General features: G+C 63.8%; 8 protein-coding genes and 2 pseudogenes (1 of these 10 only partly in view). 2 read left to right on the top strand and 8 right to left on the bottom strand.

The genetic code is table 11. The annotated features are described in order from the left end of the window. Positions 1-1,908, top strand: partial view of a M23 family metallopeptidase gene (locus NKI72_RS06450; protein WP_352831730.1) — the 3' portion only. Its footprint begins 51 nt before the window's first position; only the last 1,908 of its 1,959 coding nucleotides appear in the window; the start codon falls outside the window, past its left edge; it ends in the stop codon at positions 1,906-1,908. A gap of 17 nt (positions 1,909-1,925) precedes the next feature. On the opposite strand, the pseudogene NKI72_RS06445 reads toward NKI72_RS06450, so the two are convergent. Further along, positions 1,926-2,267 (bottom strand): annotated as a pseudogene (locus NKI72_RS06445) (MFS transporter); the annotation flags it as partial. Between the two features lie 172 nt (positions 2,268-2,439). Next, positions 2,440-3,645: pseudogene (locus NKI72_RS06440) on the bottom strand (MFS transporter); the annotation flags it as partial. Positions 3,646-3,813: 168 nt separating this feature from the next. Between NKI72_RS06440 and NKI72_RS06435 the strand changes: the two are divergent. Further along, positions 3,814-4,446, top strand: a complete 633-nt coding sequence (locus tag NKI72_RS06435) for a TMEM175 family protein (RefSeq protein WP_352471308.1) — start codon at positions 3,814-3,816, stop codon at positions 4,444-4,446. Positions 4,447-4,467: 21 nt separating this feature from the next. Here the strand turns inward: NKI72_RS06435 and NKI72_RS06430 are convergent, their stop codons facing one another. The 6 genes from NKI72_RS06430 to prfA all read right to left on the bottom strand — a co-directional run bounded on the left by NKI72_RS06430 (position 4,468) and on the right by prfA (position 12,790). After that, a complete protein-coding gene (locus NKI72_RS06430) occupies positions 4,468-5,937 on the bottom strand; it encodes a L,D-transpeptidase family protein (RefSeq protein ID WP_352816560.1) in 1,470 nt (489 codons plus the stop codon). A gap of 238 nt (positions 5,938-6,175) precedes the next feature. Further along, complete coding sequence (locus tag NKI72_RS06425) at positions 6,176-6,541, bottom strand: MmcQ/YjbR family DNA-binding protein (RefSeq protein ID WP_352456638.1); 366 nt, start codon at positions 6,539-6,541, stop codon at positions 6,176-6,178. A gap of 147 nt (positions 6,542-6,688) precedes the next feature. Further along, positions 6,689-9,295, bottom strand: coding sequence for an ATP-dependent chaperone ClpB (clpB, locus tag NKI72_RS06420; RefSeq protein ID WP_352831724.1), 2,607 nt, complete (start codon positions 9,293-9,295; stop codon positions 6,689-6,691). Between the two features lie 238 nt (positions 9,296-9,533). Continuing rightward, a complete protein-coding gene (locus NKI72_RS06415) occupies positions 9,534-10,508 on the bottom strand; it encodes a DUF4167 domain-containing protein (RefSeq protein ID WP_352831722.1) in 975 nt (324 codons plus the stop codon). Between the two features lie 340 nt (positions 10,509-10,848). Continuing rightward, entirely contained in the window at positions 10,849-11,718 is an 870-nt protein-coding gene (gene prmC / locus NKI72_RS06410; RefSeq protein WP_352491801.1) for a peptide chain release factor N(5)-glutamine methyltransferase, read from the bottom strand. Then, entirely contained in the window at positions 11,711-12,790 is a 1,080-nt protein-coding gene (prfA, locus tag NKI72_RS06405) for a peptide chain release factor 1 (protein ID WP_352849989.1), read from the bottom strand. The genes prmC and prfA overlap by 8 nt, the downstream gene beginning before the upstream one ends. Positions 12,791-12,796: the final 6 nt, after the last annotated feature.

Below are 12,796 nucleotides of genomic sequence, written 5' to 3'. Positions count from 1 at the left end.
ATCGCGGACGGCCGCAGCGGCCCTCCCGACCGGCGCGAGGTTTCGGCGCGCTGGCTGTCGGGCACCTTCCTTACCGGCGTGACCTCGAGCGTGCTGATGGGCGTGGCGCTGTTTGCAGCGCTTGACGGCCGCCAGCAGTTGGCGACGCCACCCGAGATCGCCGAACTGATCAGCCTTGCCAGTGGCGACGATTCCGGTGAGATCGCCAAGACGACCAGGCTGGTGGCGCTGCGCCAGATCGCCAAGGCCAAGGATCGCCGGCGCATGGAAGTGTCGATGGTGACCAAGGTCGGCGACCGCGATGTCATCCACACCATGCCTTTCGTGCAGATCAAGATGGCGCTTGCCGCCGGTCACACGACCAGCCGGGCCTATCCGCCTTTCGACCCGATGCAGGTGTTTGGCAATGGCGACGATAATGCTGCCCAGCCGGCAGGCGCCGCCGCCAGCCAGATCTATGGCGCCAAGGTCGAAAGCGAGATGAGCTTGAAGACCGTCGATTTCCCGATCGAGACGGCGGCCTTCGACGAAAAGAGCGACCTTTCTGCCGACGAGGTGGAAAAGGTCGTGCGCGAGGCCGGCACCGATCTGAGCGACGGCGCTGTCCAGGTCGCTTCGCTGCATTATGTCGACCCACAGCGATTCGGTGACGGCTTCGCCGAAAGCATGGCTGGCTCCTATGACGTCAAGATCGTCCCGGAAAACGTCTCGGTGTCGCCGCGTGCCGCCATCGACGACCATGCGCCGGCTTTCGCCGAGGAAATCATCCCCTTCACCAAGGATCTCGACATTGCCGAGGCCTTCGCTGATTCGGGCTATACCGGCGAGGATGCCACCGGAATGGCCGAGGCGATCGCCAAATTGCTGAATGCGACGGCCCTCAAGGCAGGAACCGTGCTGCGCGTTGGGCTCGAGGTCCATGGCGACGCCGCCAAGATCGTTCGCACCAGCGTGTACGACAGGACCCAGCACATCGTCACCATCGCGCTCGACGACCACGACCAGTACGTGCCGGCGCAGGAGCCGGAGCCAAATCCCGAATTGCTGACGGCGTTCGACGATTCGCCTGCGCCCATAGTGCGCGGCAATCTGCCGAACATCTATGACGGCATCTACCGCACCGCCTATTCCTACGGCATGTCCAAGGCGATGACGCAACGGCTGATCAAGTTGCTGGCGTCCGGTGTCGACTTTCAGTCGCGCCTCAATCCCACGGACCGCATCGAGGTGCTGTTCTCGCAGCCCGATGGCGACGACCAGGCGTCTGACGAATCCGAGCTGCTTTACGTCTCCGCGACTTTCGGCGGCACGACGCGAAATTTCTACCGTTTCCAGACGCAGGACGGCAGCACCGACTACTTCGACGAAAATGGTAGCAGCGCCGAGCAGTTTCTGCTGCGCAATCCGTTGCCCAATGGCCGATTTACGTCAGGGTTCGGTGCCAGGCGCCACCCCATTTTGGGGTATGTGAAAATGCACACCGGCACCGACTGGGCAGCTCCCGTGGGATCGCCGATCATTGCCGCAGGCAATGGCGTCGTCGAAAAAGCCGGCTGGGCCGGCGGCTATGGCAAGCAAATCATCTTGCGTCACGCCAATGGCTACGAGACGTCCTACAATCACCAGAGCGCCTTTGCAAAAGACATCGAGCCGGGAGTTCGCGTTCGCCAGGGTCAGGTTATCGGCTATCTCGGCTCAACCGGCCTCTCCACCGGTCCGCATCTTCATTACGAACTGATCGTCAACGGCACAAAGGTCGATTCGATGCGCGTCCGCCTACCGGTCGGCAAGACGCTGAAGGGCGACGACCTCGTCGCCTTCAAGCGCGAGCGCGAACGCATCGACGACCTGCTCAAGCAGGAAGACGGCAATCAGTTGAAGGTCGCGAGCGCCAAGATCGAAGGCTGAGCCGACGTTTTTCGTCGTCAGCCGTGCTGATTCGCCGTGTCGCGCGCCCATGGCAGCCGCTCGCCGGAAACCGTCGTCCACGCGGTGATTGCCGAAAACAGGCAAAGCAGCGCGGTCACCGCGGCAACGGCGGCGAATGCCGCGTCGCTGGCGGCAAGTCGTGCCGCATCGAGGCCGGGCGCCAGGCCGGCTGGCGGCGGTTCGCCGAAACCCGGAATGCCGGAGCCGGCAGCGGTGCCGAGCACGCCAGCATAGACCCAGGCCGCCAGCGATCCCATCGCCGCCACGGCAATCAGGCCGCCGATGCGCGAGACGGCGTTGTTGATGCCCGAGGCCGCACCCGTATCCTTGTCCTCGCCCCCCCGGCTGACGGCGGTGGCCCCCGGCGCAACCCCCCGCGGGGGGGTTTTACCCACTCCGCGCCCCCGGGGCCCGGGCCGCGTGGGGCTGGGGGGGGGGGGGGGGTGGCGTCTTTTTTTTTTACCCCCCGCCCCGGCCCGCGCCCCCCCCCCCGCCCCCCCCCCCCCCCCCCGACAGCGGCGATACCACCAGTGCCATGCCGAGCCCCATCAGAGCCATCAGCGGGAATACCCCCAGCCAGAAATTGTGGATGCCCCGATAGGCCAGCAAGGCAAGTCCGGCAAAGGCAAGAGCCACAACCAGACTGCCGCTGGCGATCGGAAAGCGAGGCCCGATGCGGTCGGACCACTGGCCGACTGGTCCGGACAACACTGCGATCAATGCCGACAGCGGCAGGAAGATGAAACCGACCTCGGCCGCGCTCAGCCCCCATCCGGTGATCATGAGCATCGGCAGATAGAACAGATTGGCCGACAGCGCGAAATAAAGGAAGAAGGTCGCCACATTGGCGCCCGCGAACGCGCCGATCCGAAACAACGACAGATCGATCATCGGCTCGCGCCGCCGGCGCTCGAAGACGATGAACACGACGAGCAAAACCGCACCGGCGGCAATACTCGGGCCGGACATCAGCCCCTCCCCGTCGCCGCTCATCGAGGTCAGACCGTAAGCGAGAGCTCCGAACGCCATTATGGCGAGTGCAGCGCCGCCGAGATCGAGGCTGCGCTTTTCCGCCGGCGCGTCGGCAGGGACCTTGGCCAGCAGAAGATAGACCGAGATAAGGCCGAGCGGCAGATTGATGGCGAAGATCGCCCGCCAGATGCCGTCGCCGAACGCCGACAGCACGAAGCCGCCCAGCACCGGGCCGAGCGCCGTCGTCAGTGCTGATGCTGCGGCCCAGATGCCGATCGCCCGGCCGCGTTCCTTTTTCGGATAGGCTTTGGCGATAATGGCCAGGCTGCCCGGCACCATGATGGCCGCTCCGACACCCTGGATAGCCCGAAACGCAATAAGCACCGCCGGGTTAGGCGCCAGCGCGCAGGCAAGCGAGGCGGCAATGAACAGGACGATGCCGGCGACGAAGGAGTGGCGCAGGCCGAAGCGATCGCCGGCGGCGCCGCCGACGAGAATGAGGGCTGAGAGTGTCAATGCGTAGGCATTGGAAATCCATTGTGCCTCGGCGAGGCTGGCGCCGAGGTCGACGCGGATCGCCGGCGTCGCAATGGCCAGGACCGACCCGTCGATGAAGCCGAGCGCAGAAGCCAGGATCGCGGCGATCAGCACGAACCGCCGCTGCGCCTGCGGACAGAACGTATCGGCGGGAAGTGAGCCGGTCAGGGGAACGGCGCCGGTACCGACTTTGGTTGGCGTGTGCATGCCGCCTTACCTAGATCGCCGGCGCGCCGGCGACAACCGGCCAGTAAGCTGTTCTCGTTGAAACCAGGCCCAAACTGGCCACACAGGCAGGATCACGCCGCTCAGGGTGCAAACGGCAAGTGCCGTGCTAAGCTTCTCGCAGCGCTACAGACAAGGGGGAAATACCGCATGAAACGACCGCTCGAACCCTCGGCGGAAGGACGCGGGCGCGTCGTCGGCATCACCGACGGCGTGTTCGCCATCGCGCTCACCCTGATCGTTCTCGAGATCAGGGTGCCGGCGCATGAAACGGTGCATTCCGAACGCGAGTTGATCACAGCGATCACAGCACTGGCGCCGCGCTTCCTGACCTATGCGCTCAGCTTCCTGACGCTGACCATCTTCTGGTTCGGCCAGCAGGCGCAACACGGGCTGATTGCAAAATCCGACCGGCGGCTTGCCACGCTGAACCTCTGCTTCCTCGGCTTCATCGCCTTGCTGCCGTTCTCGACCGACCTTCTCGCCGACTTCCTCGAATTCAGGACTGCGGTGCTCGCCTACTGGTTCAATCTTTTGATGCTCGGACTGACGCTGCTCGCCAGTTGGCGCTACGCGGACAAAAACGGATTTCTGGCCGAAGGTGTCGACGCGGAGACCACCCGAACGGTCTATCTGCGCATCGTCAAGGCACAGATCCTGTGGGCCGTCGGCGCTGCACTTTGCCTGATCAGCCCGTTGCTCAGCGTCGGCTTCATCCTGGTGGTGCAGCTGATCTATGCCGCAGCGCCGCGCGCGCCACTGCTGCGCAAGGTCATCGGGTGATCCGGGCGCGGGCGTTGCGCTTTAATCGACGAACTCCACGATAACGCCGGGCGTCACGATCTTGGCAAGCTCGCGCGCGTCCCAATTGGTCAGCCGCACGCAGCCATGGCTTTCGGTCTTGCCGATCTTGGACGGATCCGGCGTGCCGTGGATGCCGTAGGTCGGCTTGTCCAGCGCAATCCAGACCGAGCCGACCGGGCCGTTCGGCCCCGGCGGGATGGTCAGGATCCTGTCGTTTTCGCCCTGCTTGAAATTGATGTTCGGGTTGTAGGTGTAGTTCGGGTCCAATGCGACACGCGACACCGCATGCGTGCCGGACGGCGACGGCGTGTCGGACGAGCCGATAGTCGCCGGATAGGCTGCGACCAGCTTGCCCGCCGCATCATAGGCGCGGACCTGCTTATTGGACTTGTCGGCGATGATGCGCGCCACCGGCGTCGCCACCAGCCTGCCGAAATTGGCGACCTTGATGATGGTGCCCGGACGATTGAAATTGGCGTCCGGATTGAGCTTGTTCAGATAGGTTTCATCCATATGGAAGCGCTCGGCCAGCGCTTCGGGTACCGACGTGTAGCCCATCCGATCGAGCTGGGCCTTTTGGCTGTAGTCCTCCGGTATCGAGGCGACATAGGGACCGGCCGCATCCTCGGGCGTGATCGTATATGAGGCGAAGGCATCGCCGCCGGATTGCGCCAGGGCCGCCTGGATGCCGATTGCGTCGGTCGATTTCAGATTGCTGCCGGTGATCTCATTATAGGCGGCGAGCGCCTTGTCGACATTCGAGCCGAAGCGTCCGTCGATGACGCCGGGCGATGCACCGGCACGGTCGAGCAGCACCTGCAGTGCCGCCACGTCCTCGCGGGCGCCGAGCGCAAGCGACGGGTCGACCGCCGTCTTGCCGCCAGTGCTTGGCGGCGGGGCTGTATCTGGCGGTAAGGCCGCCTGCTCGTTCGGCCCCGTCGGCTCGACCGGCTCGATCGAGGCCTCGTTGAGCGGCTGGCGCTCGATGGTGCGCGGCTTTGCCTCCGGATAACCATTGCCGTAGCCGTCATCCCGTGGCGCTTCGGGGAAGGCTTCCACCGAATTGTCGCCATTAAGATCGTAGTCGTCGGCCGGCGGCACGATGATCCTGCCCTCGTCTTCCAACTGCCTGCGGCGGTAGCGCGCCATGTCCTGCGGGTCGTCGAGATAATAGCGGTCGTCCTCGACCGGTCCGAGATTGCGCAAGCGCTCGCGGCGCAAGGCACGGCGGTCGAGCCTGGTCTGCGGCGGCTGGATGGCGATAACCTTGCCGGTCTCCGCATCGACGATGACGCGGTTTCCCCTGGCGTCGTAATAGATGTCGAGATTGCCGTTCTGGGCGACAAGAATGCCGCCGCCATTGGCGGCACGAACCACCCGTGGCGCGGTATCCACTATTGGCGAGGCCATCGCATTCGACGCCAGCAGCCCGGCAGCAAGCGCTGAAAGGGTGAAGATGGTGCGCAACATGATGGCCAAATTCTCCGGTCCGTAATTGCCGCCGCCGGCATTGTCTCTTCAAAGCGCCGCGCGTCTTTTTCGACGCGCAAAGGACGCTCTAACGCTTTAAATCTCCGCATCGTGCTTTGCGAAAATCAAAACTCGATTTCGGGCCGATGTGGTAGGCGAACCCCTTCGCCAGCAAATCAGTTGCCAACGATAAGGTTCCAATATGAACCGGGCATGAAGATGGCGGATTTCTGACCGATTAACCGGCAGCGAGTCCCAATTCCTTGCGCGCCTGCTTCGTCAGCTTCAGCACGACAAGACGGTGGCTTTCGCGCAGGTAATCCTTCAGCGCGCCATCATCCATGCTTTCGCCGGTCTGGCGCTGGATCCATTTCATGCCGCGTGAGGCAAGATAGGGCGCGGGCCGAAGGCCCGGCTGCTCCCTCAGCACGTCATAGGCGATGTCGGAGCATTTGAAGGTAACGAACGGCTCCTTGCCCTCACTCCAGCCGCCGATCGCGAAGACCTTGCCGCCGACCTTCCAGACATGGGCGCCGCCCCACTGCACGACATGGGTCGCCGAAGGCAGCGAGGCGCAGAAGCTGTTATAGTCGTCCAGCGTCATCTGCGCCCCGCCAGTGATGTTGGACCATGAACCGAAGGCCGGCGTAACAAAAGGGTATGCCGGTTTTTCGGAAAGGATCATGGTCGAGATTGAAGATAGGAATTCCATCCCGATTCGATCGGGATGGAACAGGTCCTTGGCTTGAGCTCAGGCGGCCGCCTCGGTTGCCACGACCGCGGGCTTCGAGCGGAAGTTCAAGCGGTCGGAGCCAGCGGTGACCTTGACGGTTGAGCCGTCGAGGATCTCGCCGAGCAGGATCTTTTCCGCCAGGGGGTCCTGCAATTCCTTCTGCATCACCCGCTTCAGCGGCCGCGCGCCATAGGCCGGGTCGTAACCCTTGGCCGCCAGCCAGTCGATCGCCTCCTGATCGAGCGAAAGCGATATCTTGCGGTCAACAAGCAGGTTTTCCAGCCGCTTGAGCTGGATTTGGACGATCTGGCCCATATCCTGGCGGCGCAGCCGGTGGAACAGGATCACCTCGTCGATGCGGTTGAGGAATTCCGGCCGGAACGAAGCCCTGACGACATTCATCACCTCGTCGCGCACGACGTCGACATCCTGGTCCTCGCCGAGATTGACCAGATATTCGCCGCCGAGATTGGACGTCATGATGATCAGCGTGTTGCGGAAGTCGACCGTGCGGCCCTGCCCATCGGTCAGCCGGCCGTCGTCGAGCACCTGCAGCAGCACGTTGAAGACATCAGGATGCGCCTTCTCGATCTCGTCGAACAGCACGACCTGATAGGGCCGGCGCCGCACCGCTTCGGTCAGCGCGCCGCCTTCCTCATAGCCGACATAGCCGGGAGGCGCGCCGATCAGCCGGGCGACCGAGTGCTTCTCCATGAACTCCGACATGTCGATACGCACCATGGCGCTCTCGTCGTCGAACAGGAAGCTGGCCAGCGCCTTGGTCAATTCGGTCTTGCCGACGCCCGTCGGTCCGAGGAACATGAACGAGCCGAGCGGCCGGTTCGGGTCCTGCAGGCCGGCGCGCGCACGGCGCACGGCTTTCGACACTGCCTGCACCGCCTCGCCCTGGCCGACGACGCGCCTGCCGATCTCGTCTTCCATGCGCAACAGCTTGTCGCGCTCGCCTTCCAGCATCTTGTCGACCGGGATGCCCGTCCAGCGCGAGACGATATGGGCGACGTGATCGGGGCCAACCACTTCTTCGACCATGCCGGCCTTGCCATCCCTGGCTTCGGCCTGCTTCAGCTGCTTTTCGAGTTCCGGGATCTTGCCGTAAGCAAGTTCGCCGGCGCGCTGGAATTCACCCTGGCGCTGGGCGATGGCAAGTTCGTTGCGCGCCTCGTCGAGCTGTTTCTTGAGGTCGGCGGCAAGCCCGAGCTTCTGCTTCTCGGCCTGCCATTTCGAGGTCAGCTCGGTCGATTCCTCCTCGAGGTTCGAGAGTTCCTTCTCGAGCCGCGCGAGCCGGTCCTTCGAGGCATCGTCCTTCTCGACCTTCAGCGCCTCGCGCTCGATCTTGAGCTGCATGATGCGGCGGTCGATCTCGTCCAGCGCCTCGGGCTTCGAATCGACCTGCATGCGGAGCCGCGACGCGGCCTCGTCGACCAGGTCGATCGCCTTGTCCGGCAGGAAGCGGTCAGCGATGTAGCGGTTGGACAGGGTTGCGGCCGCGACCAGTGCCGAATCCGAGATGCGCACCTTGTGGTGCTGCTCGTATTTCTCTTTCAGGCCGCGCAGGATCGAGACAGTGTCTTCGACCGTCGGCTCATTGACGAAGACCGGCTGGAAGCGGCGGGCAAGGGCCGCATCCTTCTCGACATGCTTGCGGTATTCGTCGAGCGTGGTTGCGCCGACACAATGCAGTTCGCCGCGGGCGAGCGCCGGCTTCAGCAGATTCGACGCGTCCATGGCGCCATCCGCCTTGCCGGCACCGACAAGCGTGTGCATCTCGTCGATGAACAGAATGATGCCGCCGGCGGCAGACGTGACTTCGGAAAGCACCGCCTTCAGCCGCTCCTCGAACTCGCCGCGGTATTTGGCGCCGGCGATCAGCGACCCCATGTCGAGGGCCATCAGCTGCTTGTCCTTGAGCGATTCCGGCACATCGCCATTGACGATGCGCAGCGCCAGCCCTTCGGCGATCGCCGTCTTGCCGACGCCGGGTTCGCCGATCAGCACTGGGTTGTTCTTGGTGCGGCGCGACAGCACCTGGATGGTGCGGCGGATTTCGTCGTCGCGGCCGATGACCGGATCGAGCTTGCCCGCGCGGGCGTCCGCCGTCAGGTCGCGCGCGTATTTCTTCAGCGCGTCGTAGCCCTGCTCGGCGCTCGCCGAATCGGCAGTGCGACCTTTGCGTACGTCGTTGATGACCTGGTTCAGCGCCTGCGGCGTGACACCCGCCTTGGACAGGATGTCGGCGGTCTTGGCCGATTTTTCCATGGCCAGCGCCTGCAATAGCCGTTCGACGGTAACGAAGCTGTCACTGGCCTTCTTGGCCAGTTCCTCGGCGGTCGAAAACACCTTTGCCAGCGGCTGCGCCAGATAGAGCTGGCCATTGCCGCCCTCGACCTTGGGCATTGCCTCCAGTGCCGTTTCGACGCCGAGCTTGACGTCACGGACATTGCCGCCGGCGCGCTCGATCAGCGACGCAGCCAGGCCCTCGTCGTCATCGACAAGGACCTTGAGGATATGCTCGGGGGTGAATTGCTGGTGATTGCGGGAAAGCGCCATGGTTTGTGCGGACTGGATAAAGCCGCGCACGCGCTCGGAATATTTTTCAAGATTCATGCCTGTCTCCTTCCGTCACCGGCCCGCTTCGCGGCACCGGATCAGATTGCGGTGACGGACCCGCCCGTTCGAGCCGGATCCTGTTCACGCAAGATATGGGACGCAAACCACGGACCCTCAAGACGCCTCGACACTGGCGAATGCATAATATTCCGAGCGCGCAAAGCAAAAACGGCGGAGATTTCTCTCCGCCGCCTGGGGTAAAGGATGCGCTAAGATCGACTGAACGTTTTTCCGATCAATTCTCGACGTCTGCGATCACAGCTTGACCGCCGGGGCCTTCAGCCGGCGCTGCATCGACATTGCCAGCGTCGGTATTGCCAGTCTCGGCATTGCTTGTCTCGGCACTGCTTGTCTCGGCACTGCCAGTCTCGGCACTGTCAGGGCCGGCGTTGTCGTTGCCGCCATTTGCCTGTTCGACATCGAGGCGCGGGCGACGCGGACGCCTGGGGCGGCGGGCCGGGCTGTTTTCGGCCGCGGCTTCGTTGAGCTCGGCCTGGGCGGCGAGACCCGCCGGCGAAAGGTTGTCGAATTGCGGTGCGGGCTCGCTCACAAAGACCGGCCCAGCGGCCGGCACGGGCTCCGCCTGCGCCGGCGTCTCGTCGCGCCGTGGCTGTTCGGCGCGCTGGCCACCCTGCTCGCCGCGCGCGCCATACTCGCCGCGCTGGCCGTTCTGGCCGTAACCGCCATTGGGGCGACGGTCGCGGTGGCGTCCGCCATTGTTGTCGCGGCCGTCACGGTTGTCGCGGCCGCCCCGATTGTCGCGGCTGTTTTCCTGGTTCAGAGCCAGCTCGGCCGGCGTGCCATCGATGACCGGCTGCGGGCCGGCACCGTGATTGGCCGCCGAACCCGACGTCTCGTTGGCATTGTTGTTGCCGGCATTGTCGAACTCGTCGCGATCCTCGTCGCCGTCATCGTCGAAATCATCGCGATTCTGCTGCGCGTTCTGGATCGGCATCTGCGCCTGAGCGGCTGCGATGATGCGGTTATAGTGCTCTGCATGCTGGAGATAGTTTTCCGCCATCACCCGGTCGCCGGAGCTTTGCGCGTCACGGGCAAGGGTTGCGTACTTCTCGGCAATCTGCTGAGCCGATCCGCGGATCTTCACGTCCGGGCCGTTGCTCTCGTAGTTGCGCGTCAGGGGATTAGGCCCCTTACGGTTGTTGTTGTTATTGTTGTTGCCGCCGCCGCCATTGTTGTTGCGACCGCGCATGCGCCTGTTTTGCTGTTGTGGCCTCATTAGACTCTCTTCACTTTGAAATTTTCGAAAAACTCTTCACGAACGGAGGCGCTCATGCGGCCAGCCGTTTCGTTCCTTCACCGGCGTTCGCCCGCATCAATTGCGTTGGCGCCACGTGCCATCCTGTTCCGGTTACTTCACTTGCCGGACGATTCCCGCACGAAGCTTGGGCGTCGTTTGCGCAAGAAGGCAGCTATTTCCAAGGAAAACCGAATCGCTAAGAGCACTGCCTGCTTCGTCTCATCCGGTTAAGGCGACCCTAGCCGCATTCCCCGGTATTGCCAAGCGCTTTTTTCGCACTGCATCACGGCTTTCACCGTTCGAACACAAGAACTCTGTCGTTTCCGCCGAGATCACGAAACACCCCGACCGAACGGTACCCGGCCGCGGAGAATATCTCCGTAACCTGTTGGTGCTGCGTATGGCCGATCTCGACCGCAATCCTGCCTTGGACTTCCAAATACGCTGCCGCTCCCGCGGCGATCTTCCTGTAGGGGCTCAGACCGTCCACACCGCCATCGAGGGCCTGGCGTGGATCGAAACCGCGGACCTCGTCCTGCAGATTTCCAATGTCGTCTGAGGGTATATAGGGAGGGTTTGCGACAATTACATGGTACCGGCCAGAAACTTTTTCAAACCAGTCGGATTTGAGCGGCGTGAACCGGCCGGCGAGCCCCAATTCCCCGGCATTACGCATGGCTGTGGCCAGCGCCTCCTGCGAAATGTCAACGCCGGTGGCGGTCGCGGCCGGAACGGCGCTGAGCAGCGCCAGCGCGATGGCACCGGTACCGGTCCCTAGATCGAGGATGCGGCAGCAGCCCTCGCGTGCCGCCATTGCCTTGACGAAGGGCAGTATAGCCTCGACCAGCGTTTCGGTATCCGGCCGCGGCTCCAGCGTTTGCGGCGAAAGCGAAAGGCGCAAGCCGTAGAATTCGCGGTAGCCAAGGATTCGGTGTACCGGCTCGCCGGCGATGCGCCGCCGCAAGGCGGCTTCGATTACCGCCGTCACGTCCGTATCGACAGCGCGCCCGGGATCGGCGATGGCCTGCGTGCGACTGGTGCCGGAAAAATGCTCGACGATCAGCCTGGCATCGAGCGCCGGATCCGCGATCCCGGCTGCGGTGAGCCGGTTTCGCGCCTCCCGCAGCAGCGGCGCCAGCGTGGCGGGCAGGCTGTCAGCCATCGATGCCGATATCGGCGAGCAGCTTCGACTGGTGATCGGCGATCAGCGCGTCGATGATCTCGTCGAGTTCGCCCATCATCACCCGGTCGAGCTTATAGAGCGTCAGGTTGATACGATGATCGGTGACGCGACCCTGCGGAAAATTATAGGTGCGGATGCGTTCCGAGCGGTCGCCCGAGCCGACCTGCGACTTGCGCGATTCGGAACGTTCCTCGTCCGCCTTGCTGCGCTCGAGGTCGTAGAGCCTGGCGCGTAGGATCTGCATGGCCTTCGCCCGGTTCTGGTGCTGCGACTTTTCCGCCTGCACCACCATGATGCCGGTCGGCAGATGGGTGATGCGCACGGCCGAATCGGTGGTGTTGACGTGCTGGCCGCCGGAACCCGAGGCGCGCATCGTGTCGATACGGATGTCTTCGGCCCTGATGTCGATGTCGACCTCTTCGGCTTCCGGCAGCACCGCGACCGTCGCCGCCGAGGTATGAATGCGTCCGCCCGCCTCGGTCGTCGGCACGCGCTGCACCCGGTGCACGCCGGATTCGAACTTCAGATGGGCAAAGACGCCCTTGCCCGAAACGGTGGCGATGATTTCCTTGTAGCCGCCGACCTCACCCTCGCTGGCCGACACCGTCTCGAAACGCCAGCCATGCGCCGCGGCATAGCGCTCGTACATGCGAAACAGGTCGCCGGCGAAAAGCGCCGCCTCGTCGCCGCCGGTGCCGGCGCGGATCTCGAGGATGGCGTTCTTGTCGTCGGCGGCATCCTTGGGCAACAGCAGGATTTGGATGTCCTTCTGCAGCGCCTCGATGTGATGCTTGACCCCTGGCAGGTCGGCCTCAGCCAAGGCCCGCATCTCGGCGTCGGTGCCCTTGTCGGCGAGCATCGCCTCCAGATCGCCCTGTTCGTGCTCGGCGGCGCGCAGCGCCCTGATCTTTGCCACCATCTCCTGGATGTCGGCATATTCGGAGGCCATCCTGACATAGGCGTCCGGCGCTGGCCCGGCCGACATCTGCGCTTCGAGCATGTCGAAACGCTTGACGACTTGATTCATACGGTCGCGGGGCAGGTTGATCATGGCGAA

This window comes from Mesorhizobium sp. M0437 (assembly GCF_040321335.1).
In the GTDB taxonomy this organism is placed as follows: domain Bacteria; phylum Pseudomonadota; class Alphaproteobacteria; order Rhizobiales; family Rhizobiaceae; genus Mesorhizobium.
The sequence above is the reverse complement of the archived record's forward strand: the minus strand, read 5'-3'. Positions and strand labels throughout refer to the sequence as shown.

Coding starts and splice junctions, on each gene's coding strand:
- NKI72_RS06435 (WP_352471308.1), top strand. CDS start 3,814: ATGAAACGACCGCTCGAACCCTCGGCGGAAGGACGCGGGCGCGTCGTC.
- NKI72_RS06430 (WP_352816560.1), bottom strand. CDS start 5,937: ATGTTGCGCACCATCTTCACCCTTTCAGCGCTTGCTGCCGGGCTGCTG.
- NKI72_RS06425 (WP_352456638.1), bottom strand. CDS start 6,541: ATGACGCTGGACGACTATAACAGCTTCTGCGCCTCGCTGCCTTCGGCG.
- clpB (WP_352831724.1), bottom strand. CDS start 9,295: ATGAATCTTGAAAAATATTCCGAGCGCGTGCGCGGCTTTATCCAGTCC.
- NKI72_RS06415 (WP_352831722.1), bottom strand. CDS start 10,508: ATGCGCGGTCGCAACAACAATGGCGGCGGCGGCAACAACAATAACAAC.
- prmC (WP_352491801.1), bottom strand. CDS start 11,718: ATGGCTGACAGCCTGCCCGCCACGCTGGCGCCGCTGCTGCGGGAGGCG.
- prfA (WP_352849989.1), bottom strand. CDS start 12,790: ATGATCAACCTGCCCCGCGACCGTATGAATCAAGTCGTCAAGCGTTTC.